The sequence below is a fragment of the Thermomonas fusca DSM 15424 genome (assembly GCF_000423885.1).
Classification (GTDB): Bacteria; Pseudomonadota; Gammaproteobacteria; order Xanthomonadales; family Xanthomonadaceae; genus Thermomonas; species Thermomonas fusca.
Genome location: NZ_AUIV01000001.1, coordinates 157,290 through 182,846, shown reverse-complemented (window position 1 = coordinate 182,846; position 25,557 = coordinate 157,290). Strand labels below are relative to the sequence as shown.

The window sequence follows — 25,557 nt, the reverse complement described above, 5'->3', positions numbered from 1 at the left end:
GCGGGATAATGCAGCGCATTCAGATTCCAAGGAGCAAAACCGCGATGGACGCAGCCCTGCAAGCCGCGCTGGATGACTATGCCGCACGCTGGCCGGACGAAGCTGCCACCGTTGCGCTGTTCCGCGACCTGCTGGCCGATGCCGAGAACCCGTTCCGGCGCGAGCGCCTGGCCGGTCACTTCACCGCCTCGTGCTGGCTGGTGGATCGCAGCGGCACGCGCGTGCTGCTGACCCATCACCGCAAGCTGCGCCTGTGGCTGCAGCTGGGTGGGCACGCCGATGGCCAGCGCGAACTTCCGCTGGCGGCGCTGCGCGAGGCGGAAGAGGAATCCGGGCTGGCCGGCCTGCGCGTCAGCGATGCGATCTTCGATCTCGACCGCCACTGGATTCCCGAACACAAGTCGGTGCCCGCGCACTGGCATTACGACGTGCGCTACGTGGTGCATGCCGGCGACGACGAGGCCTACACCATCAGCGAGGAATCGCTGGACCTGGCCTGGCGCCACATCGACGAATTGGCCGCCGATCCGGCGACGGACGCATCGGTGCGGCGGATGGCGCGCAAGTGGCTGGCGCGCGGCTGATCAGTACAGCACCCGCACCCGCAGCGTGCCTTCGATCGCGGCCAATTCGTCCTTGATCGCGGCCGCCTGGGTTTCGTCGGCGCTGACGTCGATCACCACGTAGCCCACGTGCGCGTCGGTGCGCAGGAACTGGCCGTCGATGTTGACCGCGTGGCGACTGAAGATCTCGTTGACCCGCGACAGCACGCCAGGCACGTTGCGGTGGATGTGCAGCAGGCGCAGGCTGCCCTCGTGCTCGGGCAGCGTCACCTCGGGGAAGTTGACCGCCGACAGGGTGCTGCCGTTGTCGCTGTAGCGCACCAGCTTGGCCGCCACCTCCACGCCGATGTTGTCCTGCGCTTCCAGCGTGCTGCCGCCGATGTGCGGGGTCAGGATCACGTTGTCGCGGCCGCGCAGCGGCGATTCGAAGACATCGCCGTTGGCCTTGGGTTCGACCGGGAACACGTCCACCGCGGCACCGCCGAGATGACCGGATTCCAGCGCCGCGGCCAGCGCTTCGATCACCACCACGGTGCCGCGCGCGGCGTTGATGAGGTGGGCGCCGGGCTTCATCCTGGCCAGCTGCTGCGCGCCGATCATCCACTGGGTGGACGGGGTTTCCGGCACGTGCAGGGTGACCACGTCGGCGCGCGAGAGCAGGTCGTCCAGCCCGGCCGCGGCGCGCGCGTTGCCCAGTGACAGCTTGGTTTCGATGTCGTGGAAGATCACCTGCATCCCCAGCCCCTCGGCCAGCACGCCCACCTGGGTGCCGATGTGGCCATAGCCGACGATGCCGAGCGTCTTGCCGCGCACTTCGTGGCTGCCGGTGGCGGCCTTCGACCAGCCGCCGCGGTGGCACTGCGCGCTCTTCTGCGGGATGCCGCGCATCAGCATCACCGTCTGCGCCAGCACCAGCTCGGCCACGCTACGGGTATTGGAATAGGGCGCGTTGAATACCGGGATGCCGGCCAGTTCGGCGGCGTCCAGGTCCACCTGGTTGGTGCCGATGCAGAAGCAGCCGATGGCGATCAGGCGCTTGGCCTCGGCCAGCACTTCGGCGGTGAGCTGGGTGCGCGAGCGCAGCCCGACGATATGCGCCTCGGCGATGCGCGCCTTCAGCTCGTCTTCGGGCAGCGCCTTGGCGTGGTATTCGATCTGGCTGTAGCCGGCGGCACGCAGCGCGTCCACCGCGGTCTGGCTGACGCCCTCCAGCAGCAGCACGCGGATGTCCTGTTTCGGGAAGGAGGTCTTCTTCAGGGACATGCGTGCGGCATCCGGCAGGGTACGGACACCGACTATAGCCAGAAATACGGCGTTTTTGTTGCGCTGCGTCATGCTATTTTCCGGGCGCAACATGCCATTTTGGAGGTTGCAGTTGAAACCGTGCCGGCGCTGCCGTTGCGGCCATGTTTTCTTCCGGATCACCGCCGCCATGTCCGACGACCGCCTCCAATCCCTGCGCGCCCTGCTGCCCGAACTGCGGCTGCTGACCGAACCCGCCGACCTGGAGCACTTCGGCCGCGACTGGACCCGGCGCTGGCCGCCGGCGCCGCTGGCGGTCGCGCTGCCGGCCAGCGTGGAGGAAGTGCAGGCCATCGTGCGCTGGGCCAATGCAGAAGGCGTGGGGATCGTGCCCTCGGGCGGCCGCACCGGCCTGTCCGGCGGCGCGGTGGCCGCCAACGGCGAGCTGGTGCTCAGCCTGGAACGCATGCACAAGTTGCTGGCGTTCGATGCGGTGGATCGCACGCTGACCGTGCAGGCCGGCATCCCGCTGCAGAAGGTGCAGGAGACGGCGCGCGAACACGGCCTGCAGTACCCGGTGGATTTCGCCTCGCGCGGTTCGTGCAGCATCGGCGGCAATATCGCCACCAATGCCGGCGGCATCCGGGTGGTGCGCTACGGCAATACCCGCGAGTGGGTGGCCGGTGTGAAGCTGGTGACCGGCAGCGGCGAGCTGATGACGCTGGGGCGCGGGCTGGTCAAGGATTCCAGCGGCTACGACCTGCGGCATCTGGCGATCGCCTCGGAAGGCACGCTGGGCATCATCGTCGAGGCCACGCTCAAGCTCACCGACCCGCCGCCGCCCAGCAACGTGATGCTGCTGGCGCTGCCGTCGTTCGAGGCGCTGATGCAGGTATTCGCCGCGTTCCGCGCGCGGCTGCAGCTGCAGGCCTTCGAGTTCCTGACCGATGTGGCGTTGAAGCACGTGTTGGCGCACGGCGAACCGCCGCCGTTCGAGCAGGCCCACCCGTACTACGTGGTCACGGAATTCGCCAGCGACGAAGCCAGCGAGGCCGAGGCGCTGGCCGCGTTCGGGCAGTGCCTGGAACAGGGCCTGGTCAGCGATGGCGTGATTTCCGCCAGCGACGCCCAGGCCGCGCGGCTGTGGCGGCTGCGCGAGGCCATCACCGAAAGCCTGGCGCGCTACGTGCCCTACAAGAACGACGTGTCGGTGCGGATCTCGGCGATGCCGGCGTTCCTTGCCGAAACCCAGACGCTGCTGGGGCGCGAGTATCCGCAGCTGGAGGTGGTGTGGTTCGGCCATATCGGCGACGGCAACCTGCACATCAACATCCTCAAGCCCGATGCCATGGCCCAGGATGCGTTCGTGGCCGACTGCGAGCGCGTGACCAAGCTGCTGGCCGGGGTGCTGCAGGCACACGGCGGCAGCATTTCCGCTGAACACGGCATCGGGCTGGTGAAGAAGCCCTATCTGTCCTGCACCCGCAGCGCGGCGGAAATCGCGGCCATGCGCGGCATCAAGGCGGCGCTGGACCCGAACGGGATCATGAATCCCGGCAAGCTGTTCGACTGCTGACTGCTGACTGCTGACTGCTGACTGCTGACCGCGGCCGCAACATGAACCGCCGCGCGCCGGCGGACGCGCCCCGAGGCGGGATTCGCCGCGGCTTTGCATTAGTCTGCCGGCACGCCAGCACGGGCGCGCCAGCCGAGAACATCATGTCGAAAACTTTTCTCTCCCTTTCCCTGCTGCTGATGGCTGCGCCGGTGTGCGCCGGCAGCTTCGCCTCCAGCGCCTCGTCGGCGGGTTCGGCGACGTCCGGCAGCACCTCCGGCGACGACAAGGTGGTGCTGCAGGCGCGCGCGGATGCCGCCGCTTTCGTCGCCAGCGATGGCGGGATCCGCGGCGCGCGTCTGCAGGCCGCGCTGCGGCTGCTGCGCGAGCGTCGCGCCGATGCGCGCGCCGCCAGCGACATGCGGCTGGCGCAGGCCATCCTGGCGCGGTGACCCTGCGCCGCCTTCAGTGGCGGCTGCTGGCGGCGGCAGTGCTGGCCGGCATCACGCTGCCGGCTGCCGCTTCCGGGTTGCAGGTGGAGCCGCGCGGACTGGATGCGGCGCAGCTGCATGCCAGCCATGCGCTGGTAGCGGCGGTCGCAACGCGGCTGCCGCCGGTCTGGCGCGCTGCCATGCCTGCTGATCTGCACCTGCGCTGGCGCGATGACCTGCCGGCGCAGGTGCATGGCCGCAGCGTGGGCATGCAGATCGGCCTGCGTCGCGAACTGCTGGACGGCTGGATGGCGCGCTCGCTGCTTGCCGGCGACGCGGACCCCGCCGCACGCGCGGCCCAGGCCGCGCTGATCCACGAACTGGCGCATGTGCTGGATCGCGGGCCGGCAGGTGGGCTGTCGCGCGATCCGCGCCTGCTGGATCTGGCCGGCTGGCAGCTGCGCCCGCTGCGCCTGGGCCTGCGCGGCCGCCACAACCCGTTCACCGACCGCAGCCCGGACCGCTACGAGCTGCAGGACCCCGGCGAGTTCGTCGCGGTCAATCTGGAATGGTTCCTGCTGGACCCCGAATACGCCTGTCGGCGCCCGGCATTGGCGCGGTATTTCGCCGCCCGTTTCGATTGGTGGCCGCCGGCCGCGGACTGCGCGCCGGGGCTGCTGTTCCTGCAGGCCGGTGCGGATGCGGCTGCGGCTGGCTTCGAGCAGATCGATCCGGTGCGCGTGTACGCGGTCGATTACCTGCTGGCCGAGGGCAACGAAGCGCCGATGAGCCGCTGGGGCCACAGCATGCTGCGGCTGGTGATCTGCGCGCCCGGCCGCACGCCGGGGCCGGACTGCAGGCTGGACCTGCAATACCACCGCGTGCTCAGCTTCCGCGCCTTCGTCGACGACGTGCAGATCTCCAGCTGGCGCGGCCTGACCGGGCGCTACCCGTCGCGGCTGTTCCTGCTGCCGCTGGATCAGGTGATCGACGAATACACCCAGATCGAACTGCGCGGCCTGCGTTCGATCCCGCTGGCGCTGCAGCCGGGCGACATCGCCGGTCTGCTGGAACGCGCCGCGCAGCTGCATTGGAGCTACGACGGCCGCTACTACTTCATCGACAACAACTGCGCGGTGGAAACCTGGCGGCTGCTGCAGGGCGGCGTACCGCGGCTGGCCGCGCTGCCGCTGCGCAGCATCACCCCCACCGGCCTGCTGCGGAAGCTGCAGCGCAGCGGCGTGGCCGATGCCTCGGTGCTGGCAGACCGCGACGCCGCGCTGCGCGACGGCTACTACTTCGAGTCGGCGCAGGCGCGCTACCGGCAGATGTTCGTGCTGGCGCAGCAGCGGCTGGCGCTGCCGCAGCCGTTGCTTGAAGACTGGCTGGCGCTGCCGGCGCCGCAGCGCAGGCCCTGGTTGGGGCAGGGCGACCTGCAGACGACCGCGGCGCTGCTGCTGCTGGAACAGGCCGCGCAGCGGCGCGCCGAGCTGCGCGCGCGCGATCTGATCAAGCGTCGCCTGCTGGCGCGGGGCGAGGGCCGTGCCGCGCACGACCAGCTGCGCCTGCTGCTGGCCGATGCCGGCCTGCTGCTGCGCCCCGGCGCGCTGGGCGACGAGGGCTACGGCTTGCCGCAGGGCGAACGCGCGCCGTTGCAGGCGCAGGCGATGCGGCTGTCGACGCAGGTCAATGGCGAATGGGCGCGCCTGCGCCAGCTGGCGCAGGCCGCGCTGCCGCAGGCGCAGCAGCACGAGCTGCAGGCCATCGATGACAACCTGGCCGCGCTGGGCGAACGCCTGCGCCGGCTCAATCGCGAACAGGGCGGGCTGGAGCTGCGCTGAGCGCGTTCAGCCGGCTGCCAGCCGTGCGTCCAGCCGTGCGCGGATCGCCGGCCATTCGCTGGCGATGATCGAATAGGTGTAGGTGTCGCGCAGGCTGCCGTCCTTGTGGCGGCGGTGTGCGCGCAGGATGCCGTCGCGCTGCGCGCCCAGACGCTGGATCGCCGCCTGCGAACGCAGGTTCTGGTGGCTGGTGTGGAAATACACCGACTGTGCGCCCAGGGTATCGAAGGCATGGCCCAGCATCAGCCGCTTGCCCGCGGTGTTGACGTGGCTGCGCCAGACCGAGGCGGCGTGGAAGGTGTAGCCGATGGCCAGCGTGGGCACGCCCAACTCGATGTCGTAGAAACGTGTGCTGCCGACCACGCGGCCGGCGACGACGATGGCGAATGGCAGCTGCTGGCCGGCGTCGTGCATCGCCAGCGCGTCTTCCACCCAGGCTGCCATGCCGTCGCGTGCGGGCACGTTGACGTAGTTGAGCGCGCCGATGTCGCCGTCGTCCACCGCATCCTGCAGCGCCGCGATATGGTCGCGCGCCAATGGTTCCAGACGCACGCCGTGGGTGGAAAGGGAGAAGGGCGGAAGGCTCATGCCATTGGTTTCCGGAATTGCCAGCTCGCGCCTTATGCCCCCAGCGCCGCGCGGATCATGCCCCAGTTCTTGCGCTTGGGCATGACGAAGCGGAAGCGTTCGCCCGCGCGGCGTTCCCAGAGCTGGCCGATGCGGCGTTTTTCCACCTGCTCAGGGTTGTCGTACAGGTGCGCGCCCTTGTACTCGACGACCAGCATGCGGCCATCGGTCATCCGTACCAGGAAGTCCGGGTAGAAGCGCTGGTGGGACGTCGGCAACGAGAACGCACCGGGTTTGCGCTCGATGTTGCGTACCCAGTCGCGCACACCGTCCAGCCGGTTGGCGATGAAGTCGGCGCATTCGAATTCTTCGCCCTGCGATTGCAGGTTGCCGATTTGCGGGAAGAAGTGTTTGGGCAGGGTGACGAAGCCGTTGTATTGCCAGTCCCAGGCGTAGCGGCCGGATTTGAACACGCACTGCAGGCGGGCATCGGCGCTCATCCGGCCCTCATCGCCCAGCAGGTCGAGGAAGCGCTGGTGCTGGCCGTGGCGTCGGGCGTGGCCGATGCGTTGGGCCAGAACGTCGCTCAGCTTCACCCGCTGATACACCAGTTCGCTGCAGCTGAAGCCACGCACTTCCAGCAGGTGTCGCAGCACGCCGGACAGCCAGGCGGCCAGGTCTTCCGGGTCCAGATCCGGCGCGGCCAGGCGCTGTTCCAGCGTCCACTGCAGGTCTTCAAGGCTGGCGGTATCGCGCACGCCGAACAAGCCCAGCTGCACGTCGAGCTGTTCCAGCGGGTCCAGCTTGAGTTTTTCCGCATCGCCCAGCCGCAGACGTGCGCGCTGCAGGGTTTCCAGCTCGCGCGGGAACGCTGCGTTGTCCAGCGCAAAATCGACGTCGGCCAGCGTCAGCGTGCCTTCCAGCGCGGGGGCATTGCCAAGATCGCAGAGCAAGTCGCCTTGCGACCACGCCAGCAGCGGCAATTCGAACGTCTGGCCCAGTTCGGAAGGTGTCTTCGGTGGCGCAGCCACAGGGGATTGCAGGTGGGTGAAGGCCTGCTCCAGCGCGGCAACGGCGGCGGGTTCACGGAATGCCTCCTTCAGCGCCTTTTGTTCCTTGGCACTCCATTCGCCGCGCAGCGTGAGGCTGCCGGTTTCCGGGGACAGCTCCAGCTTGGTTTCGATGCGTTTGCGGGTGGCTTCGGGCAGTTGCGAGAAATCCGGCAGCACCAGACAGCCGTCCTGCGCCGGCAGCGGCACACTGACGCTGGCCTGCGCGCGCAGCAGATCGTCGTTGCCGTTGCTCAACGCCGTGCCGCGCACCAGATCCTTGGCGTCCTGGCGTTCGAAGCCCGCCTGCACCAGCCCGTCGCGCAGGGTGGCGGCCACCTCGGCAAGGTTGTTCGACACCGCGAACGCATACGCGCAATTCAGAGCCTCCTGCTGCTTGCGCGTGACCTGCGGCATCCGCAGCACGCGGCCCAGGATCTGCTCCAGCGCCATCTGCGTGCTGCTGCCGCGGAAACTCATCAGCACATAGGCCGCCGGCCAGTCCCAGCCTTCGCGCAGCTTGTCGGCGGTGATGACGAAGCGCAGCGTGGCCGGGTCGGCGTCGCTGAGTTCATCGATCCCGGTGGCGGAACGCGCGATCTGCGCGGCGGGCACGTCGAACTGTTCGATCAATGCCGCGCGCACGCGGTCGATGGTCATCGCGTCCGGGTTGTCCTTCTGCTGGCGCTCGGCCTGCAGCAGCATGATCGGGCGCAGCGTCTCGCCGGTGGCGCTGCGCTCGGCATCGGCGGCGGACTGCAGCGCATCGAGTTTGGCGATGGCCTCGCGCAGCGCGATCCGCCAGTCCGGGTGCACCGCCATGTCCACCGGCAGCTTGATCATGTCCTCGCTTTGCAGGGTGGACGCGGAAATCGACACCAGCACGTTGGACGGCTGGTGCATGCGGTCGGGGGTGGCGGTCAGTTCCAGCACCGCGCAAGGGGCCAGCCGGGCCAGGGTGTCGAATGCCAGTGCGCTGCCCTGGTTGTGCGCCTCGTCCACCACGATGAACGGCCGGCGCAGCGCCAGCGCCTCGGCCAGTGACCAGCCGCTGCCGTCGATGCCGCGGAAATGTTCCATCAGCGCGCCATTGGCGCGATACACCGCCAGACGGTCGGTTTCGGCCTGCTTGAAGGCCTGCATGGTGGTGACGATGATGGTGTCGTGGCTGTCCAGCACCGCCGGCGACACCGACAGCGCCTCGTCGATGTCCAGCACCGCCACGTCGCCGAACAGCGTGCGCAGCTCGTCGTGCAGCAGCGCGCCCGGCGTGCGCAAGGCCCGCAGGGTCTGGCTGCGGATGGCGTCGGTGGGCACCAGCCACAGGGTCAGGCTGTGTTCCACGGGCGCAAGGCTGCGCTTGACCCGGGCGATGGCATGGCCGCCGATCAGGGTCTTGCCGCCGCCGGTGGGCACCCGCAGGCAGACCACCGGGGTGTCGCTGGCCTCAAAGGCCGGCGGCGCGTGATAGGGGATGCGGAAGCCGAAGTTTTCCAGCGTGCATTCCTCGAACGCCAGCCGGCTGGCCACGCGCTCGCCCGGATGCACCTGCGCCTGCGCGCGCCAGGCGCGCAGGAAGGTTTCGTAGCGGTCCAGCACGTCGGACTGGTAGACCTTCAGGCTCATGCGTCGTTGTCCTTGGGGGTGCGGTTTTTGCCGCGCTTTCGGGCCACGGGTTGCAAAGCCTGGGTCGCGTTGTCGAAATCGCGATCCACCGCCTGCGGCAGGGCCGATTGCTGCTTGCGCCAGGCATCGTATTGCTGCTGCGCGTGGCGCAGGGCATCGTCGTGGCGCACGCGTCCGGCATGCGTCAACAGGTCGCGCCCGCTCAGGCGCAGGAAATCGTCGAGCTTGGCGATCCAGTCCGCCATCGTCATCGGCTGGCGGTTCAGGGCCTGCAATTCCGCGAATTCCAGATAGGCGGTGACGATGCGGTTCAGCGCATCGAGTTCGGCTTCGTGCAGGTAATTCTTGGCGATTGGCGCATCCTGCCGGCGCGGTTGGCCGGCACTGGTGCTGGTCATGCCCATGTTGGGCTGGCGCGCATCGGCACGCGCCAGCACCACTTCGGCGGCGGTGTGGCCATGCGCGGCCCAGTGCATCTTGTTCTGCACGGTCTGGAAGAAGCGCTGGCTGGCGTCCGCCGATGCGTCGTAGTCAATACTGGTGGCGTAGATGTCCAGCACCTTGCGCCAGAACATCCGCTCCGAGCTGCGGATGTCGCGGATGCGCGCCAGCAGTTCTTCGAAGTAGCCATCGTCCGGGCCGCGCTTGAGGCGTTCGTCATCCATGGCGAAGCCCTTGACCAGATATTCGGACAGCCGTTGGCTGGCCCACTGGCGGAACTGGGTGCCGCGCGCGGAGCGCACCCGGTAGCCCACGGCCAGGATGGCGGCCAGGTTGTAGTGGTCCACCAGCCGGCGCACCTCGCGCGGGCCTTCGGCTTGAACCATCCGGAATTTCCGGATAGTTCGTTCAGGTTCAAGCTCGCCCTCGTCAAAAATGTTCTGCAGATGCTCGCTGATTGTCTTGACCGACACCTGATACAGCTCGGCGATCTGCCGCTGCGGCAGCCACACGTTGTCGCCTTCCAGCCGCACCTCGATCCGGGTGTGCGCGTTGGCGTCGCGGTACAGCAGCAGTTCCGACTGCGGAGCGGGGCTGTCATCCTGCGGGTTCACGGCGCCACCCGCAGGTGATAGGGCAGTTGCTTGAAGGTGATGCCCAGCGCGCGCAGGCGGTCGGCGCCGATGGCGCAGCGGGCGCCATAGACCACGCGTGGGCCGTCGTGGGCGGGCAGCAGGTCCAGCAGCGGGGTGGTGAGGACGTTGCCGCCGTCGATGCTGCGGTCTTTCAGGATGCCGTTGTAGAGCAGGTAAACGGCGCGGCGGTCGTGCACGCCCAGCAGCGGGCTGGCGGTGTCGGCGGCCTTGTGGCTGGCGCGGCTGGCCGGCAGGCCCATGCCGGTTTCGATGAACCAGACGAAGCGCGCCAGTTCGGCGAAACGCACTTCATTGCTGATATGGCCGCGCGCGTCGAAGAGGGGTTTGCCCAGTTTGCAGAATTGGAAGCCGCCGCCCAGGCCGGGCACGGCGTCGCCCTTGGCGTTGGTGTAGCCGCGGGCCACGCGCTTGACGCGTTCGGCGGTGACGTTGCGGGCGATGCCGTCGTCCATTTCGACGAGGATGAAGCGGCGGTTGCCGCCGTCTTCGGCGTTCTGTTTCAGCACGGCGTGGGCGGTGGTGCCGGAGCCGGCGAAGCTGTCGAGGATGAGGGAATCCTTGTCGTGAAATGTCGCCGCTCGGACGAGCGTCTTGATCAGATTCGCTGGCTTGGAGTACTGAAAGACCGAGTTCAATTCGACACCAAGAATTTCTGCCAGCTCGGCAGACGCGTCCTCATTCGTTCCGATTTCCTTGGTCAACAGGCTGCTTAACCCTTTCTGCCCTTGCCCATCCGTACCCTTGACCGCACGCAGCGAAAAATTCGCCGTTCGAAGGAAACAAGTCCCGCCAGATGCAAGCTCTTTGTCCAAGTTGTCTTGTGTCCAAACAAATGGACCGCGCAGGAATACGTCCGTCGTAAACCGCCCATTCGCAACCGTTGCCGGTTTAAGAAGTGTTACAGCTGTCCCACCGCTTCCATAATCCCCCGGGACGTACACCCCATCCTTCAGCTTTGTCGCACCCAAATAGGCGCAGGGAATCCGCAAATCCTTCACGCCATTGGTGCGTTTGAGAAGCGGAAAGTCTTCATCTTCACCAACATCTTCGCCGATCAACTCAACATCGCCAGCCTTACGGCTAAGGGCAATGATGTACTCGGTCTTCTTGGTCAATTTTTTCGTCAGATGGGAGCCTTTACGCTTTCGCTCCCAGATGATGCAACCGACGAACTTCAAGCCAACGGCTTCGTTGGCTATAGATCGAAGATGGTGCACTTCGTGATCGTCGATGGAGATGAACATCACCCCATCCTCCCGCAAAAACTGCTTCAACAGCATCAACCGCGGATACATCATGCACAGCCAGCGATCGTGCCGGTCCAGCGTCTCGCCTTCCTTGCCCACCACCTCGCCCAGCCAGCGGCGGATCTCCGGCGAGTTGACGTTGTCGTTGTAAACCCAGCCCTCGTTGCCGGTGTTGTAGGGCGGGTCGATGTAGATGCATTTCACCTGTCCGGCGTAGCGCGGCAGCAGCGCCTTCAGCGCCAGCAGGTTGTCGCCCTGCACGATCAGGTTGCCGCTGTCGGCGGCGTTGTCGGCATCCCCCGCGCACGACAGCGACTGCACCGGCTCCAGCAGGCGGAACGGCACGTCCTTGTGGTGTTTGACGACGGCGTCTTTGCCGATCCAGTTCAGGCTGGGCATTGCGGGGCGGTCCTTGCGGCGCGTTGAAGTGGGGCAGTTTGCGGGCGGGCCGTCGCAGCGGCTGCGATGCGGCTCATGCGTCCCCCATCCATGCCGGAATATCGCGCTGGGCGTGCAGCACGCGCCAGATGTCAACGTGCGTGTCGCGTTCGAGGTAGAAGATCAGGTACGGGAAACCCTTGAGCGACCAGAAGCGCAGGTCGCGCAGTTTCAGCACCTCGGAATAGCGTGATGCGCCGATGCCGGGCTGGCCGGCGATCTGTGCAATGGCAGTGTCCAGGGACTGAATGAATCGAAGTTCCAATGCCAAGCCGCCTTGTTCCGCGTACCAGTTCGCAGCTTCGTCGGCATCAAGTCTTGCGAGCGGATGCCATTGCGGCGGCTTCACTTGCCGGCGGCCCTTGCATGGGCGCGTTTGCGCATCTGGTCGAAGAAATCCGGTTCCATGGGCGTGGCCTGCCCGGAATTGGCGCCGTCCAGCAGCATTTGGCGCAGCTTTTCCACGTCGCGCTGCTTGCGGATCAGTTCACGCAGGTATTCGCTGGCCGAGCCGTAGGCGTGTTCGGCCACTTGCGCATCGACGAACTGCTTGAGTTCGTCGGGCAGGGAGATGTTCATGGTGGCCACGACGCGCTCCTATGGCAAGGCTTGCCAAGGCAGTGTGGCGCAGACGGTGGAAGGGGGCAAGCGGCAGCGGTGGCGGGCGGCGCTGACGATGCCGGCAAGGCCGGCAAGGCCGGCAAGGCCGGCAAGGCCGGCGGGTGTTCGCTGCATGGCTGCAATGCCCGCTGCGCGATCACCCGCCGTTCTTGCCGCTGGCTTACTCCGCGCGGCCGCCGAATTCGCCGGTGGTGGTGTTCACCCACACTTTTTCGCCGTTGCCGATGTACTCCGGCACCATGATTTCAAGGCCGGTGGACAGCTTGGCCGGCTTCGGGCGCTTGGTGGCGGTGCCGCCCTTGAGTTCCGGCGGGGTTTCGATGACTTCCATCACCACCGACTGCGGCAGCTGCACCGCCACCGGCAGGTCGTCGATGATCTGAATGTAGCAGCCGGTCAGGTCATCGACGATGTAGCCGGCGGCATCGCCGACGACGTCGGCATCGAGCGTGTACGGGGTGTAGTCCTCGTCGTCGAGGAACACGAACGCGTCGCCGTCCTTGTACGAGTAGGTCACCTGCCGGCGCGACAGCTCGACTTCCTTCAGCTCGTCGTCGCCGCCCACCGTGATGTCGAGTTTGCTGCCGCCGGGCACGCTGTACATGGTGAAGCGAAACTTGACGTTGCCGCCACGGCCCTGCGGGCTGCTGCGCTCGATGTCGCGGATCTGGTACACGCCGCCGTTGTGTTCGACGACGTTGCCCTTCTTGATGTCGTAAGCCTTCATGGGAGGTTTTTCTTTTGTTGTTGGAGCGCGAGGAAGATTCGTTCGTTGAAGAACCAGGTAAGCAGGCCCCAGACCAGACCGCCGATGGCGCACAGCGGCACCGCGACCGCCAGTACCAGCGGCAGGCGCGGATGCGACGGCCCCAGTTGCAGGGTCATGGCGATGGCCATGAACGCCAGCATCAGTCCGCCCCAGAAGGCGACGCCCTTGAGCAGCACGAAACGCCACATGCCGCGTGCGCGGATCGCCGGCCAGCGCACGGCAACCCAGTGTGCGGCGCGCGAACCGAACTCGTTCACTTCGGCGCCAGGCGGGTGGCACCGTCCAGGCGGATGGTTTCGCCGTTGAGGTAGGTGTTGGTGAGGATGTAGGCGACCAGGTCGGCGTATTCCTGCGGCTGGCCCAGGCGCGACGGGAACGGGATGGTGGCGGCCAGCGACTTCTGCACTTCGTCGGGCATGCCGTCCACCATCGGGGTCCAGAACACGCCCGGCGCCACGGTCATCACGCGGATGCCGAAGCGGGCCAGCTCGCGCGCCATCGGCAGGGTCATGCCGACCACGCCGCCCTTGGAGGCGGAGTAGGCGGCCTGGCCGATCTGGCCTTCGTAGGCCGCCACCGAGGCGGTGTTGACGATCACGCCGCGCTCGCCGTCGGCGTTCGCTTCGTTGTGCTGCATCAGGTCGGCGCAGGCCTTGGCCACGTTGAAGCTGCCGACCAGATTCACCATCACCGTGGTGGAGAAGTGCGACAACGTCATCGGCCCGGTCTTGCCCAGCACGCGGCCCGCGCCCAGGATGCCGGCGCAATTGATGGCCGTGTTCAGGCCGCCGAGGAAGTCTTTGGCCGCGGCGACATTGGCGGCCACCTGGTCTTCGTTGCTGACGTCGGTCTTGAAGAAGCGGGCGTTGGCTTCGCCCAGTTCGGCCACGGCGGCGGCGCCCTTGTCCTCGTTGACGTCGAACAGGGCGACCTTGCCACCGTGGGCGACGAGGTGCTGGGCGACGGCGAAGCCGAGGCCGGAAACACCGCCGGTGACGACGGCGCGGGCGGATGCAAGCTGCATGGGAGTTCCTGCGGGCGGGGAAACGGCGATTTTAGCGGATGGCAATGGCGCGGCGGGCACGGCGGCGGCCGGCGCGGTACCGCTCGCGGCTCAATGCGAACGTCCTGTTCGATATCGCCGACGCGGGCCATCCATGGCCCGCTCTACGCGGCACCGCGCCGGCCGCCGCCGTGCCGTTTCCCGCAGGCGAGGGTCCCGCGCAGGAAGCGCTCAAAGATCGAGCAGGTAGAACCTGTTGCAGCCGCCGTGCCCGGTGGCACCCATGGCGGTGTCGATGCGACGGAAACCGCTGCGCTCGTACAGGCGCATGGCCGCGTCCATGCCGGTGAGGGTTTCCAGATAGCAGCGCGTGAAACCGCTGGCGCGCGCGGCGTCCAGGCAGCGCGCCATCATCGCCGCGCCGGCGCCGCTGCCGCGGGCTTCCGGCAGGAAATACATCTTGCGCAGTTCGCAGACATCGGCATCGCCGCCGGCCAGCGGGGCCACGCCGGCGCCGCCCAGCACGCGTCCGTCGCGCTCGACCACGAAATAGGCGTGACGCGGCGCGGCGTAGGCGCGGCTCATCCAGTCCACTTCCGGGTCGCTGATGGCGAAGCCGCTGCCGGTGGCGCCGAACTCGGGCATCACCGTGCGGATGACGGCGGCCATCGCGGCATCGTCGTCGCTGCGGATGGGACGGATTTCGAAAATTCTCATGCGGCGAGGCCCGGATTCAGGAGGTGATGTTCAGGCCGCGCCCAGCGCGCGCCCGACCTTGCTGCCGGTGTCGCGGCCCAGCAGGCCGGCCAGCCAGCGGCCGGTCTCGGCCAACAGCGGCAAATCAATCCCGGTGTGGATGCCGAGCCCGTGCAGCATGTAGACCACGTCCTCGCTGGCCACGTTGCCGCTGGCGCCCTTGGCGTAAGGGCAGCCACCAGCACCGGACACAGCGCTGTCCACCACCGCCACGCCTTCCTCCAGGCAGGCCAGCACGTTGGCCAGCGCCTGCCCGTAGGTGTCGTGGAAATGGATCGCCAGTGCCCCTATCGGCACTTCGGTGGCCACCGCCTGCAGCATCGCCCGCGCCTTGGCAGGCGTGCCCACGCCGATGGTGTCGCCCAGCGAGATTTCGTAGCAGCCCATCGCGTGCAGCGCCTTCGCCACCCGCACCACCTCGGCCAACGGAACGTCACCCTGGTAAGGGCAGCCGAGCACGGTGGAGACGTAGCCGCGCACCTTAACGCCGTCGGCGCGCGCGCGTTCCAGCACCGGTGCGAAGCGCTGCAGCGACGCATCGATTCCGGCATTGGTGTTCTTCAGGTTGAACGCTTCGGAGGCAGCGGTGAACACCGCCACCTCCTGCGCGCCGGCGGCGCGGGCGCGTTCGTAACCTTGCTCGTTTGGCACCAGCACCGGATAGCTGATGCCCGGCGCGCGGGTGATGCCGGCCAGCACCTGCGCGGCGTCGGCCATCTGCGGCACCCATTTCGGGCTGACGAAGGCGGTGGCCTCGATGCTGGCAAGACCGGTCTGAGACAGCCGGTCGATCAGCTCGATCTTGGCGGCGGTGCCGATGTCGGTCCTTTCGTTCTGCAGGCCGTCGCGCGGGCCGACTTCGACGATGCGGACGTGGGCGGGCAGGCTCATGTCAGGGCTCCAGTGTTGCCAGCACCGCGTCGGCTTCGACGAACTCGCCGGCCTGCGCGCGGATTTCCGCAAGCACGCCGTCGCGCGGGGCCTTCAGCGCCAGCTCCATCTTCATCGCCTCCAGCACCAGCACCACGTCGCCGGCCTGCACGGCATCGCCGGCGACGGCCTGCACCAGCACCACCCGGCCCGGCATCGGCGCGCGGATGCGGCTTTCGGCGCTGGTATCGGCGCCGGCCAGGCTGCGGTACATCGGTTCGATGCGCAGGCGCAGGCGCGCATCGCCGTCGTGCACCAGCACATCGTCGCCGTCGGCCATGGCGCGGAAGCGGCGCATGCCGCCCTCCAGGCGCAGGGTCAGCGCGTCGCCGTCCAAGCGCGCGCCGGACACGAGGTGCGAGGCGCCATCGCGTTCGATGCGGTATTCGCCGCCATGGCCGTGCGCGGTCAGTTCGATGCGCTCGCCGTTGCCGAACGCCAGCCGGCGGGTGCTGGCATGGCCCAGCCGCCAGCCGTCGGCGCTGGCCCAGGGCGAAGTGGGATCGCTGGCCTGCGCGGCGGCGTCGCGGGCAGCGCCTTCCTGCAGCAGCAGCTGCAGGGTGGCGGCGGCCAGCAGCAGCGCGGCGTCTTCGCGCGGCGGGGCGAGGAACTCGTCCAGATGGCGGTCCAGATAGCCGGTGTCGATGCGGGCTTCGACCACCGCCGGATGGCGGATCAGGCGTTCAAGGAAGCCGACATTCGATTTCGGCCCGCGGATCACGCATTGCGCCAGCGCCTCGCGCAGCCGCGCCAGCGCGCGCGGGCGGTCGCTGTCGTGGACGATGAGCTTGGCGATCATCGGGTCGTAGAAGATGGTGACGTTGTCGCCTTCGACCACGCCGGAGTCAATGCGCACATGCGCGGACGGTGCCGGCAGGTGCAGCGTCTGCAGGGTGCCGGAGCCGGGCAGGAAGCCGGCGTCCGGGTCTTCCGCATACAGCCGCACTTCGATGGCATGGCCGCGCTGGACGATGTCCTGCTGCTGCAGGGGCAGCGGCTGGCCGGCGGCGATGCGCAGCTGCCACGCGACCAGGTCGAGCCCGGTGACTTCCTCGGTAACCGGGTGTTCCACCTGCAGGCGGGTGTTGATCTCCATGAAGAAGAACTCGCCCGAGGGCGCCACGATGAACTCCACCGTGCCGGCGTTGGCGTAGTCGATCGCGTGCGCGGCCTGCACCGCCGCCGCGCCCATCGCCGCGCGCAGTTCGGGGGTGAGGAAGGGCGAGGGAGATTCCTCCAGCACCTTCTGGTAGCGCCGCTGCGCCGAGCACTCGCGCTCGCCGAGGTGGATGGCGCCGCCGTGGGCATCGCCGAAGATCTGGATCTCGATGTGGCGCGGATGCTCGATGTAGCGTTCCAGCAGCACGCGGTCCTTGCCGAACGCGTTCTTCGCCTCGCGCTGGCAGCTTTCGAGGTTGGCGGCGAATTCGCCGGCCGCGCGCACGATGCGCATGCCCTTGCCGCCGCCGCCGTGCGCGGCCTTGATCATCAGCGGATAGCCGATGCGGTCGGCCTCGCGCTGCAGCAGGTCGGGCGACTGGTCTTCGCCGGTATAGCCCGGCACCACCGGCACCCCCGCGGCGGCCATCAGGTCCTTGGCGCCGGCCTTGCTGCCCATCTTGCGCATCGAGCTGCCGGACGGGCCGATGAAGGCGATGCCGGCGGCCGCCACTGCGTCGGCGAAGTCCGCGTTTTCGGACAGGAAGCCATAGCCGGGGTGGATCGCCTGGGCGCCGGTCCTTGATGCCACTTCGAGGATCGCATCGCCGCGCAGGTAGCTGTCCTGCGGGCGCGGGCCGCCGATGCAGTGCGCTTCGTCCGCCAGCCGCACGTGCTGGGCATCGGCGTCGGCTTCGGAAAAAACCGCCACGGTGCGGATGCCGAGCTTGCGCGCGGTGCGGATCACGCGGCAGGCGATCTCGCCGCGGTTGGCGATCAGGATGGTGGAGAACATCAGGCTTGGATCCAGTTCGGCTTGCGTTTGTCGAGGAAGGCCGACAGGCCTTCCTGGCCCTCGGGCGAGACCCGCAGGCGGGCGATCAGGGCGGCGTTGTCTGCGTCGTGTTTCGCGCCGTCTGTGTGAGCGCAGACGGCGCGCACCAGCTGTTTGGCGGAGGCGGAGGCCACCGGCCCGGCCTTCAGCAGCAGGTCGATCTGGCGCTGCACGGCCGCGCCCAGCGCGTCGGCGTCGACGACCTGGTGCAGCAGGCCGATGCGCAGCGCTTCGGCGGCGTCGAAGATCTCGGCGCTGGCGAACCAGCGGCGCGCCTGGCGCGGGCCGATGGCGCTGATGACGTAGGGCGAGATCACCGCCGGCAGCAGGCCGAGCTTGCTTTCGGTCAGGCCGAACTTCGCCCCGGCCGCGCCGATGGCGATGTCGCAGCAGGCCACCAGCCCCACGCCGCCGCCAAAGGCGGATCCCTGCACGGCGGCGATGGTCGGCTTCGGCAGTTCGTCCAGGGTGCGCATCAGGCGGGCGAGGGCGAGGCTGTCGTCGCGATTCCCGGCCTCGCTGGCGGCGGCCATGCCGCGCATCCAGTTGAGGTCGGCGCCGGCCGAGAACGAGGGGCCCTCGGCTTCCAGCACCACCACCCGCACCGCGGGATCGTCGGCCAGCCCGGCCAGCGCGGTGGTCAGCCCGGCGATCAGGCCGGCGTCGAAGGCGTTGTGCACCTGCGCGCGGGTCATCCGCAGGCGGGCGACGGCGCCGTCGCGGTCAAGTTGCAGGGCTTGGCTCATGGGCGGATCGATCGCTCCGGAATTTGATCCAACACATGATAGCGGGAGCGTGGGAATGCTAGAATTGAGAACAATTCCCATTTGTTCCTGTGGTGCGGTTTACATGCGATTGACCGAACTTCCCAAGCGCAGGCCGGCAGTCGTCGATGCCGTCGAGGAACAGATGCCCAGCGACCCGGTAGCGCGCCGCCTGCGCGAGCTGGGCTTCGTTGCCGGCGAAGACGTCGTGGTGGTCGCGGCCGGGCCGCTGGGTGCCGAGCCGCTGCTGGTGCAGGTGGGTTTCACCCGCTTCGCCCTGCGCCGCGCCGAGGCCGCGCGGGTGCGGCTGCGCGCCAGCGACAGTGCGGCATGAGCGAGGCCGCCGCGCTGCCGCGCATTGCCTTGGTGGGCAACCCCAACTGCGGCAAGACCGCGCTGTTCAACCTGTTGACCGGCAGCCGCCAGAAGGTGGCGAACTACGCCGGCGTCACCGTCGAGCGCAAGGAAGGGCGGTTGCTGTCGCCGTCGGGCCGCAGCTACGCGGTGCTGGATCTGCCCGGCGCCTACAGCCTCAATGCCGCCAGCCTGGACGAGGCGGTCACCCGCGATCTGATCCGCGGCTTCTATCCGGGCGAGGCCGCGCCCGACCTGCTGGTCTGCGTGGTCGATGCCACCAACTTGCGCCTGCACCTGCGTTTCGCGCTGGAACTGCGCGCGCTGGGACGGCCGGTGATCGTGGCGCTGAACATGATCGACGCCGCGCGCCGGCGCGGCATCGCCATCGACGTGGACGTGCTGCAGCGCGAACTGGGACTGCCGGTGGTGGAAACGGTGGCGGTGCGCCGCGACGGCGCGCGCGCGCTGCTGGATCGTCTGGAAGGCCCGCTGCCCGCCCTGCCTGAATCGCGCGAGCCGGTGGCCGACGAGGCCCTGCACGAAGAAGTGCGCCGGCTGCTGGCGCTGGCGGTGACCATGCCGCGCCGCACCGCCGCCATCGACGACGCGCTGGACCGCTGGCTGCTGCATCCGGTGTTCGGGCTGCTGGCGCTGGGCGTGGTGATGTTCCTGATCTTCCAGGCGGTGTACGCCTGGGCCACGCCGATGATGGACGCTATCGAAGCCGCCACCGGCTGGTTCGGCGGGCTGGTGGGCGGCACCCTGCCGGACGGCCCGCTGCGCAGCCTGCTGGTGGATGGCGTGATCGCCGGGCTGGGCGGGGTGATCGTGTTCCTGCCGCAGATCATGGTGCTGTTCGCCTTCATCCTGGCGCTGGAGGAGTCCGGCTACCTGCCGCGCGCCGCCTTCCTGCTGGACCGGATGATGGCGGCCGCGGGCCTGTCCGGGCGCAGCTTCATCCCGCTGCTGTCCAGCTTCGCCTGCGCGGTGCCGGGGATCATGTCGACGCGCTCCATCCAGGACCCGCGCGACCGCATCGCCACCATCCTGGTCGCGCCGCTGATGACCTGTTCGGCGCGGCTGCCGGTGTATGCGCTGTTGATCGGTGCGTTCGTGCCGGCGAAGGACGTGGGCTGGTTCAACCAGCAGGGGCTGGTGCTATTCGGCCTGTACGCGGCCGGCATCCTCAGCGCGCTGGCGGTGGCGTGGACGATGAAGCTGTGGCGGCGCGACAAGAGCGAGCATCCGCTGCTGCTGGAACTGCCGTCCTACCGCATCCCTCACCTGCGCGACCTGTCCATCGGGCTGTGGGAGCGGGCGATGATCTTCCTCAAGCGGGTGGGCGGGATCATCCTTGCGCTGACCATCCTGCTGTGGTTCCTGCTGTCCTTCCCCGGCGCGCCGGTCGATGCCACCGCGCCGGCGATCGACTACAGCTTCGCCGGGCGCATCGGCCACTGGATGACCGTGGTGTTCGCGCCGATCGGCTTCAACTGGCAGATCTGCATCGCGTTGATCCCGGGCATGGCCGCGCGCGAGGTGGTGGTGTCGTCGCTGGCCACGGTTTATGCGCTGTCGGCGACCAGCGAAGACGCGACGATCCAGGCGCTGACCCCCATCATCCAGAGCCAGTGGTCGCTGGCCACCGCGCTGTCGCTGCTGGTGTGGTTCATCTACGCACCGCAGTGCATTTCCACCCTCGCTACGATCAAGCGCGAAACCCATTCGTGGAAGCAGACCGCGTTCGCCGCGGGCTATCTGTTCGCGCTGGCCTATCTGGCGTCGTTCGCGACCTATCGGATCGCGCTGGCGTTTGGGGCGGGCGGATGACCGCGGGATTGCTCGCGCAATATCTCGTCATCGCGCTGGCGGTGCTGGCCAGCGTGGTGGTGGTGATGCGCAAGCAGTTTCCGAACGCCACGAGGCGCCTGCGCATCGCCATCGCCCTGCCGTTGCTGGGCGAGGCCCGGCCGGCCTGGCTGCGCGCGCTGGCGAGGAAGATCGCGCCGCCGGGGCAGAGCGGCGGCAAGGACTGCGGCGGCTGCAACGGCTGCGGCTAGCGGTCTTGGCGCCCGGATGAAACAAGGCCCGCATGTGCGGGCCTTGTGGTGATGCAGCAACCGCGCCGGCGGTTACTTCTTGGCTTCGTCGGCCGCGTTCTCGGCCTTCTGCGCCACTTCATTGGCGGCGTCCGCTGCCGACTGCGCGGCGTCCGCGGTGGCGTTCGCGGCAGTGGCTGCGGCTTCGGCACTGGCCTGCTTGGCCGCATCGGCGGCCTGCTCGACGTTGGCGCCGACCTCGCCGACCGCCTCGCCGGTCGCAGCCGCGGCGGCGTCGGTAGCCTGCGCCGCCGCGTTCGCGGTGGCATCCGCGGCCTGCTCGGCGGCGGCGCTGGCTTCAGCGGCCTCGTTCTGGGCGGTGGCGGTTTCGTTCTTGCAGGCGGTCAGCGCCAGCGTGGCCGCCACCAGGGCAACAAAAATTTTGGCGTTCATCAAACAGACTCCTGGGTGTGGAAAGTGGCGATCCGGGCCGCGCCATCGACGCGTACCCGAACCGTGGAACCGCACGCAAGGGCGGCGACCCGGATCTTAGAACAGGGAGTGTGAAGACGGAATGCAGGCTGGCAGGAACCGCTGCTGCGCAAACCGGTATGGCTAATGCTTCACCCGGCGCTTGCCCGGCGATGCCGGCACCGCTTCCACCGCCACGCTGAAACTGCGCGCTTCGCCCGGGAACACTGCGCCTACGCCGACCACCTGGCGGCCGACTTCCTCGCCGCGTTCGTTGCGGATCACCACCACCATGGTGTACTCGAACGCGCCGTCGTCGGGCGCGTTGAGGGTGCCTTCCACCTTCAGCGGCACGAAGCGCTGCGCCGCGTCGGTGGCAGGGGCGTCGAAGCGCAGGTGGCCGCGACAGGCCGGGCAGACCGCCGAGCTTTCCAGGATGGTCGCCTTGCAGTGCGGGCAGGTGCGGGTGGCGCCCGCCACGCCGGGGCGCGCCGCGCTCATGCGGCGCTGCCGCTCTCCGTCTTCGCCGCCGGCTTGTCGTCCTTGCCCCAGCCGCATTCGACATGGCCGCGGATGCGGCTGCCGGCGGCCACGGTCAGGCTGCCGGCCTTGAGGTCGCCGTTGATCGCGCCGCTGGGCAGCACGTCCACCTGCTGGGCGCTGGTGATGTTGCCGTCCAGCTCGCCGGCCAGGGTGACCTTGTTGGCCGACACGCCGCCGGACACCTTGGCGCCCTGGTCGATGGTCAGGTTGCCCTGCACCTTGATGTCGCCCTTGAACTTGCCGGCGATGCGGACGTGGCCGGCGCCTTCGATCTTGCCCTCGATGGTCAGGTCGGCGGCGATCACCGACTCCCGCGCCGCGGTTTCCACCGCGCGGATCGGAGCGGGCGCTGCCGGCGCCGGAATGTGCTCGGCGGGTGCCTGCGGCTCGGGTGTGCCCAGTTCGAAGCGGGCGGGCTCGCTGGCCTTGGCAGCCGGTGCGGGGTCTTTCCAGATGGCCATGCACGAATCTCCTCGGGAAGAAGATCCGAGGCTACCACCGATTTGCGACGACTTCTTTGCTGAACAGGACAGGTTGCTGCTGCAACCCATTGAATGCGATGGAAGTCACAGCACCGGCTACATGCGGAACACGCCGAAGCGGGTGCGCTCCTCGATCGGCGCATTGAGCGAGGCCGACAGCCCCAGCCCCAGCACCCGGCGGGTGTCGGCGGGGTCGATGATGCCGTCGTCCCACAGCCGCGCGGTGGCGTAGTACGGGTTGCCCTGGGTTTCGTACTGGTCGCGGATTGGCGCCTTGAATGCGTCTTCCTCTCCCGGCGTCCAGATGCCGCCCTTGGCCTCGATGCCGTCGCGCTTGACCGTGGCCAGCACCGACGCCGCCTGCTCGCCGCCCATCACCGAAATGCGCGCGTTCGGCCACATCCACAGGAAGCGCGCGCCGTAGGCACGGCCGCACATCGCGTAGTTGCCGGCGCCGAAGCTGCCGCCGATCACCACGGTGAACTTGGGCACGTGGCTGCAGGCCACCGCGGTCACCATCTTGGCGCCGTCCTTCGCGATGCCGGCCTGCTCGTACTTCTTGCCGACCATGAAGCCGGTGATGTTCTGCAAGAACACCAGCGGGATGCCGCGCTGGTTGCACAGCTCGATGAAGTGCGCGCCCTTCAGCGCGGACTCGGCGAACAGGATGCCGTTGTTGGCGACGATCCCGACCGGGTAACCGTGCAGGTGGGCGAAGCCGGTCACCAAGGTCTTGCCGTAGCGCGCCTTGAATTCCTGGAACTCGCTGCCGTCGACGATGCGCGCGATCACCTCGCGGATGTCGAACGGCCGGCGCGCGTCCTTCGGCACGATGCCGTACAGCTCTTCCGCCGCATACAGCGGCTCACGCACGGGCTGCGCCGCCACCGGCAGCACTTTCTTGCGGTTGAGCGAAGCCACGATTCCGCGCGCGATCTCCAGCGCGTGACTGTCGTCCTCGGCGAAATGATCGGCCACGCCGGAAATGCTGGTGTGCACGTCGGCGCCGCCCAGCGTTTCGGCATCCACCACCTCGCCGGTGGCCGCCTTCACCAGCGGCGGGCCGCCGAGGAAGATCGTGCCCTGTTCCTTCACGATCACCGACTCGTCGCACATCGCCGGCACGTAGGCGCCGCCGGCGGTGCAGCTGCCCATCACCACGGCGATCTGCGGGATGTTCTCGGCGGAGAGCCGCGCCTGGTTGTAGAAGATCCGCCCGAAATGCTCCTTGTCCGGGAACACCTCGTCCTGCAGCGGCAGGAAGGCGCCGCCGGAGTCGACCAGGTAGACGCAGGGCAGGCGGTTCTCGCGCGCCACTTCCTGCGCGCGCAGGTGCTTCTTCACCGTCATCGGGAAGTAGGTGCCGCCCTTGACGGTGGCGTCGTTGGCGACGATCACCACTTCCTGGCCCATCACCCGGCCGATGCCGCAAACCATCCCGGCGGCCGGCGCGGCGTCGTCGTACATGCCCTCGGCGGCCAGCGGCGCGATTTCCAGGAACGGCGAGCCCGGGTCGAGCAGGGCGTCGATGCGCTCGCGCGGCAGCAGCTTGCCGCGCGCCGTGTGCTTCGTCCGCGCCTTCTCGCCGCCGCCGTCGGCCGCGCGCGCCAGCCGGCGGTCGAGTTCGGCCACCAGTTCGCGGTGGAAGGCGGCGTTGTCGAGGAAGTCCTGCGAGCGGGGATCGAGTTGCGAGGTCAGCGCGGGCATGCAGTAGGTCCGGTGCGGCGGCAAAACGCCAAGGATACTGCCTGCGCTGGCCCCCCTCGCATGGGCGCGCCGCTGCAGTCTGCGACAATGACCGGCTATCCACTGTCCTCCTGCCCCGTGGCCCGCCTCGACCAGACTCCCAAGACCGTTGAAATTCAAAAGCTCGGCCACGACGGCCGCGGCGTCGCCCGCTGGCCCGAAGACCAGGCGCAGGCTGGCAAGGCCGTGTTCGTGGCCGGCGCGCTGCCGGGCGAAACCGTCAGCGTGCAGCAGACCGCACGCTCCAAGCACTTCGACGAGGCGAAGACGCTGGAGGTGCTCATCGCCTCGCCGGACCGGGTCATCCCGCGCTGCCCGCATTTCGGCGTCTGCGCCGGCTGCGTGTTGCAGCACCTGTCCGAAGACCGGCAGATCGAAGCCAAACAGCAGGTGTTGCTGGACAACCTGCAGCGCATCGGCCACGTGGCGCCTGCGTCGGTGCTGCCGCCGTTGCGCGGCGAGGCCTGGGGCTATCGGCGCAAGGGCCGGCTGTCGGTGCGGCGGGTGGAAAAGAAGGACAAGACGCTGGTGGGTTTCCGCGAAACCGATCCGCGTTTCGTTGCTGACCTGCGCGAATGCCATACCGTCATCCCGCAGCTGGGCTTCAAGCTGGACGCGCTGGCTGCGCTGGTGGACGGAATGGACGCGCGCCGCGACATCCCGCAGATCGAATTCATTGCCGGCGATGCCGCCATCGCGCTGGTGTTCCGCCACCTGCAGCCGCTGTCGGATGCGGACAAGGACAAGCTGGCGGCGTTCGGGCAGGCGCAGGGCTTCACCATCTTCCTGCAGCCCGGCGGCAACGATTCCGTGCATCCGCTCGGCGGCGAGGCGCCGCAGCTCTCGTTCCGGCTGCCGCAGTGGGACGTGGAGCTGCTGTTCCGCCCGCTCGACTTCATCCAGGTCAATGCCAAATTGAACGAGGCGATGATCGCCCGCGCGCTGGACCTGCTGGACGTGCAGCCGGGCGAGCGCGTGCTGGACCTGTTCTGCGGGCTGGGCAACTTCACCCTGCCGCTGGCGCGTGCGTCCGGCGACGGTGCGGTGATCGGGGTGGAGGGCGATGCGGGGCTGGTGGCGCGGGCGCGCCTGAATGCCGAGCACAACGGCATGGGCAACGTGCGGTTCTTTGCCGCCGACCTGGCCCAGGACCTGGCGGGGCAGCCGTGGCTGAAGCAGGGTTTCGACAAGCTGCTGCTGGACCCGGCCCGCGCCGGCGCGATCGAGGTGCTCAAGCAGCTGCCGCTGAAGGGCCTGAAAAAGATCGTCTACGTCAGCTGCCACCCCGGCTCGCTGGCGCGCGACGCCGGTTGGCTGGTCAACGAGGCCGGCTGGACGCTGCGCGAGGCGGGGGTGATGGACATGTTCCCGCATACCGCGCACGTGGAATCCATTGCGGTGTTCGTTCCGCCGAAGAAGAACTGAGC

General features: G+C 68.4%; 26 protein-coding genes. 8 read left to right on the top strand and 18 right to left on the bottom strand.

Translation table 11 applies throughout. From position 1 onward, the window contains the following. Positions 1-8 precede the first annotated feature (8 nt). Positions 9-584, top strand: a complete 576-nt coding sequence (locus G582_RS0100860; protein ID WP_028838222.1) for an NUDIX hydrolase — start codon at positions 9-11, stop codon at positions 582-584. On the opposite strand, the gene serA is transcribed toward G582_RS0100860, so the two are convergent. Beyond that, positions 585-1,826 (bottom strand): phosphoglycerate dehydrogenase, encoded by a 1,242-nt coding sequence (serA, locus tag G582_RS0100855; protein ID WP_028838221.1) that lies wholly within the window; start codon positions 1,824-1,826, stop codon positions 585-587. Positions 1,827-1,995: 169 nt separating this feature from the next. Here serA and G582_RS0100850 point away from each other — a divergent pair, with 169 nt between their 5' ends. The 3 genes from G582_RS0100850 to G582_RS0100840 all read left to right on the top strand — a co-directional run bounded on the left by G582_RS0100850 (position 1,996) and on the right by G582_RS0100840 (position 5,632). Then, positions 1,996-3,381 (top strand): FAD-binding oxidoreductase, encoded by a 1,386-nt coding sequence (locus tag G582_RS0100850; RefSeq protein WP_028838220.1) that lies wholly within the window; start codon positions 1,996-1,998, stop codon positions 3,379-3,381. Between the two features lie 143 nt (positions 3,382-3,524). After that, the gene (locus G582_RS0100845) at positions 3,525-3,812 is read left to right on the top strand and encodes a DUF2388 domain-containing protein (protein WP_028838219.1); all 288 of its coding nucleotides are present in this window, start codon (positions 3,525-3,527) and stop codon (positions 3,810-3,812) included. After that, positions 3,809-5,632 (top strand): DUF7844 domain-containing protein, encoded by a 1,824-nt coding sequence (locus tag G582_RS0100840; protein WP_028838218.1) that lies wholly within the window; start codon positions 3,809-3,811, stop codon positions 5,630-5,632. The genes G582_RS0100845 and G582_RS0100840 overlap by 4 nt, the downstream gene beginning before the upstream one ends. 6 nt (positions 5,633-5,638) lie before the next feature. On the opposite strand, the gene G582_RS0100835 is transcribed toward G582_RS0100840, so the two are convergent. The 13 genes from G582_RS0100835 to G582_RS0100775 form a co-directional block, all read right to left on the bottom strand. After that, on the bottom strand, positions 5,639-6,220 hold the full coding sequence (locus G582_RS0100835) for a GNAT family N-acetyltransferase (RefSeq protein ID WP_028838217.1): 582 nt from the start codon (positions 6,218-6,220) through the stop codon (positions 5,639-5,641). Positions 6,221-6,252: 32 nt separating this feature from the next. Then, the gene (locus G582_RS0100830) at positions 6,253-8,874 is read right to left on the bottom strand and encodes a DEAD/DEAH box helicase (protein ID WP_028838216.1); all 2,622 of its coding nucleotides are present in this window, start codon (positions 8,872-8,874) and stop codon (positions 6,253-6,255) included. Further along, on the bottom strand, positions 8,871-9,929 hold the full coding sequence (locus G582_RS0100825; protein ID WP_028838215.1) for a virulence RhuM family protein: 1,059 nt from the start codon (positions 9,927-9,929) through the stop codon (positions 8,871-8,873). The genes G582_RS0100830 and G582_RS0100825 overlap by 4 nt, the downstream gene beginning before the upstream one ends. Beyond that, positions 9,926-11,617, bottom strand: a complete 1,692-nt coding sequence (locus tag G582_RS0100820; protein WP_028838214.1) for a site-specific DNA-methyltransferase — start codon at positions 11,615-11,617, stop codon at positions 9,926-9,928. Before G582_RS0100820 ends, G582_RS0100825 begins: the two co-directional genes overlap by 4 nt. A 73-nt stretch (positions 11,618-11,690) precedes the next feature. Next, positions 11,691-12,005 (bottom strand): type II toxin-antitoxin system RelE/ParE family toxin, encoded by a 315-nt coding sequence (locus G582_RS0100815; protein ID WP_028838213.1) that lies wholly within the window; start codon positions 12,003-12,005, stop codon positions 11,691-11,693. Further along, positions 12,002-12,244 (bottom strand): type II toxin-antitoxin system ParD family antitoxin, encoded by a 243-nt coding sequence (locus tag G582_RS0100810; RefSeq protein ID WP_028838212.1) that lies wholly within the window; start codon positions 12,242-12,244, stop codon positions 12,002-12,004. The genes G582_RS0100815 and G582_RS0100810 overlap by 4 nt, the downstream gene beginning before the upstream one ends. Before the next feature lie 193 nt (positions 12,245-12,437). Next, positions 12,438-13,004: an elongation factor P-like protein YeiP gene (gene yeiP, locus G582_RS0100805; protein WP_028838211.1), complete on the bottom strand. Its 567-nt coding sequence runs from the start codon at positions 13,002-13,004 to the stop codon at positions 12,438-12,440. Next, a complete protein-coding gene (locus G582_RS0100800) occupies positions 13,001-13,303 on the bottom strand; it encodes a hypothetical protein (RefSeq protein ID WP_028838210.1) in 303 nt (100 codons plus the stop codon). The genes yeiP and G582_RS0100800 overlap by 4 nt, the downstream gene beginning before the upstream one ends. Continuing rightward, positions 13,300-14,070 (bottom strand): SDR family NAD(P)-dependent oxidoreductase, encoded by a 771-nt coding sequence (locus G582_RS0100795; protein ID WP_028838209.1) that lies wholly within the window; start codon positions 14,068-14,070, stop codon positions 13,300-13,302. Before G582_RS0100795 ends, G582_RS0100800 begins: the two co-directional genes overlap by 4 nt. A gap of 210 nt (positions 14,071-14,280) precedes the next feature. After that, positions 14,281-14,766, bottom strand: a complete 486-nt coding sequence (locus tag G582_RS0100790; protein ID WP_028838208.1) for a GNAT family N-acetyltransferase — start codon at positions 14,764-14,766, stop codon at positions 14,281-14,283. Between the two features lie 30 nt (positions 14,767-14,796). After that, complete coding sequence (locus tag G582_RS0100785) at positions 14,797-15,690, bottom strand: hydroxymethylglutaryl-CoA lyase (RefSeq protein ID WP_028838207.1); 894 nt, start codon at positions 15,688-15,690, stop codon at positions 14,797-14,799. A gap of 7 nt (positions 15,691-15,697) precedes the next feature. Next, positions 15,698-17,689: an acetyl/propionyl/methylcrotonyl-CoA carboxylase subunit alpha gene (locus G582_RS0100780; RefSeq protein ID WP_028838206.1), complete on the bottom strand. Its 1,992-nt coding sequence runs from the start codon at positions 17,687-17,689 to the stop codon at positions 15,698-15,700. Then, positions 17,689-18,474 carry an enoyl-CoA hydratase-related protein gene (locus G582_RS0100775; RefSeq protein ID WP_028838205.1) on the bottom strand — a complete coding sequence of 262 codons (786 nt, stop codon included), beginning with the start codon at positions 18,472-18,474 and terminating at the stop codon, positions 17,689-17,691. The genes G582_RS0100780 and G582_RS0100775 overlap by 1 nt, the downstream gene beginning before the upstream one ends. Before the next feature lie 103 nt (positions 18,475-18,577). Between G582_RS0100775 and G582_RS0100770 the strand changes: the two genes are divergently transcribed. From G582_RS0100770 to G582_RS0100760, 3 genes are read left to right on the top strand one after another with little or no spacing between them, the layout of a single operon-like run. Beyond that, entirely contained in the window at positions 18,578-18,826 is a 249-nt protein-coding gene (locus G582_RS0100770) for a FeoA family protein (protein ID WP_028838204.1), read from the top strand. Beyond that, the gene (feoB, locus tag G582_RS0100765) at positions 18,823-20,679 is read left to right on the top strand and encodes a ferrous iron transporter B (protein WP_028838203.1); all 1,857 of its coding nucleotides are present in this window, start codon (positions 18,823-18,825) and stop codon (positions 20,677-20,679) included. The genes G582_RS0100770 and feoB overlap by 4 nt, the downstream gene beginning before the upstream one ends. Beyond that, positions 20,676-20,909, top strand: a complete 234-nt coding sequence (locus G582_RS0100760; protein WP_028838202.1) for a DUF6587 family protein — start codon at positions 20,676-20,678, stop codon at positions 20,907-20,909. The genes feoB and G582_RS0100760 overlap by 4 nt, the downstream gene beginning before the upstream one ends. Before the next feature lie 72 nt (positions 20,910-20,981). On the opposite strand, the gene G582_RS0100755 is transcribed toward G582_RS0100760, so the two are convergent. The 4 genes from G582_RS0100755 to G582_RS0100740 all read right to left on the bottom strand — a co-directional run bounded on the left by G582_RS0100755 (position 20,982) and on the right by G582_RS0100740 (position 24,091). Further along, positions 20,982-21,341, bottom strand: a complete 360-nt coding sequence (locus tag G582_RS0100755) for a hypothetical protein (protein ID WP_028838201.1) — start codon at positions 21,339-21,341, stop codon at positions 20,982-20,984. A 162-nt stretch (positions 21,342-21,503) separates the two neighbouring features. Next, a complete protein-coding gene (locus tag G582_RS0100750; protein WP_028838200.1) occupies positions 21,504-21,860 on the bottom strand; it encodes a hypothetical protein in 357 nt (118 codons plus the stop codon). Next, positions 21,857-22,363: a bactofilin family protein gene (locus tag G582_RS0100745; protein WP_028838199.1), complete on the bottom strand. Its 507-nt coding sequence runs from the start codon at positions 22,361-22,363 to the stop codon at positions 21,857-21,859. The genes G582_RS0100750 and G582_RS0100745 overlap by 4 nt, the downstream gene beginning before the upstream one ends. A gap of 117 nt (positions 22,364-22,480) precedes the next feature. Then, positions 22,481-24,091: a carboxyl transferase domain-containing protein gene (locus G582_RS0100740; protein ID WP_028838198.1), complete on the bottom strand. Its 1,611-nt coding sequence runs from the start codon at positions 24,089-24,091 to the stop codon at positions 22,481-22,483. 87 nt (positions 24,092-24,178) lie between these two features. Here G582_RS0100740 and rlmD point away from each other — a divergent pair, with 87 nt between their 5' ends. Continuing rightward, a complete protein-coding gene (gene rlmD, locus G582_RS0100735; RefSeq protein WP_038052281.1) occupies positions 24,179-25,555 on the top strand; it encodes a 23S rRNA (uracil(1939)-C(5))-methyltransferase RlmD in 1,377 nt (458 codons plus the stop codon). Positions 25,556-25,557: the final 2 nt, after the last annotated feature.

Coding starts and splice junctions, on each gene's coding strand:
- G582_RS0100860 (WP_028838222.1), top strand. CDS start 9: ATGCAGCGCATTCAGATTCCAAGGAGCAAAACCGCGATGGACGCAGCC.
- serA (WP_028838221.1), bottom strand. CDS start 1,826: ATGTCCCTGAAGAAGACCTCCTTCCCGAAACAGGACATCCGCGTGCTG.
- G582_RS0100850 (WP_028838220.1), top strand. CDS start 1,996: ATGTCCGACGACCGCCTCCAATCCCTGCGCGCCCTGCTGCCCGAACTG.
- G582_RS0100845 (WP_028838219.1), top strand. CDS start 3,525: ATGTCGAAAACTTTTCTCTCCCTTTCCCTGCTGCTGATGGCTGCGCCG.
- G582_RS0100835 (WP_028838217.1), bottom strand. CDS start 6,220: ATGAGCCTTCCGCCCTTCTCCCTTTCCACCCACGGCGTGCGTCTGGAA.
- G582_RS0100830 (WP_028838216.1), bottom strand. CDS start 8,874: ATGAGCCTGAAGGTCTACCAGTCCGACGTGCTGGACCGCTACGAAACC.
- G582_RS0100820 (WP_028838214.1), bottom strand. CDS start 11,617: ATGCCCAGCCTGAACTGGATCGGCAAAGACGCCGTCGTCAAACACCAC.
- yeiP (WP_028838211.1), bottom strand. CDS start 13,004: ATGAAGGCTTACGACATCAAGAAGGGCAACGTCGTCGAACACAACGGC.
- G582_RS0100795 (WP_028838209.1), bottom strand. CDS start 14,070: ATGCAGCTTGCATCCGCCCGCGCCGTCGTCACCGGCGGTGTTTCCGGC.
- G582_RS0100790 (WP_028838208.1), bottom strand. CDS start 14,766: ATGAGAATTTTCGAAATCCGTCCCATCCGCAGCGACGACGATGCCGCG.
- G582_RS0100780 (WP_028838206.1), bottom strand. CDS start 17,689: ATGTTCTCCACCATCCTGATCGCCAACCGCGGCGAGATCGCCTGCCGC.
- G582_RS0100775 (WP_028838205.1), bottom strand. CDS start 18,474: ATGAGCCAAGCCCTGCAACTTGACCGCGACGGCGCCGTCGCCCGCCTG.
- G582_RS0100770 (WP_028838204.1), top strand. CDS start 18,578: ATGCGATTGACCGAACTTCCCAAGCGCAGGCCGGCAGTCGTCGATGCC.
- feoB (WP_028838203.1), top strand. CDS start 18,823: ATGAGCGAGGCCGCCGCGCTGCCGCGCATTGCCTTGGTGGGCAACCCC.
- G582_RS0100760 (WP_028838202.1), top strand. CDS start 20,676: ATGACCGCGGGATTGCTCGCGCAATATCTCGTCATCGCGCTGGCGGTG.
- G582_RS0100755 (WP_028838201.1), bottom strand. CDS start 21,341: ATGAACGCCAAAATTTTTGTTGCCCTGGTGGCGGCCACGCTGGCGCTG.
- G582_RS0100750 (WP_028838200.1), bottom strand. CDS start 21,860: ATGAGCGCGGCGCGCCCCGGCGTGGCGGGCGCCACCCGCACCTGCCCG.
- G582_RS0100745 (WP_028838199.1), bottom strand. CDS start 22,363: ATGGCCATCTGGAAAGACCCCGCACCGGCTGCCAAGGCCAGCGAGCCC.
- G582_RS0100740 (WP_028838198.1), bottom strand. CDS start 24,091: ATGCCCGCGCTGACCTCGCAACTCGATCCCCGCTCGCAGGACTTCCTC.
- rlmD (WP_038052281.1), top strand. CDS start 24,179: ATGACCGGCTATCCACTGTCCTCCTGCCCCGTGGCCCGCCTCGACCAG.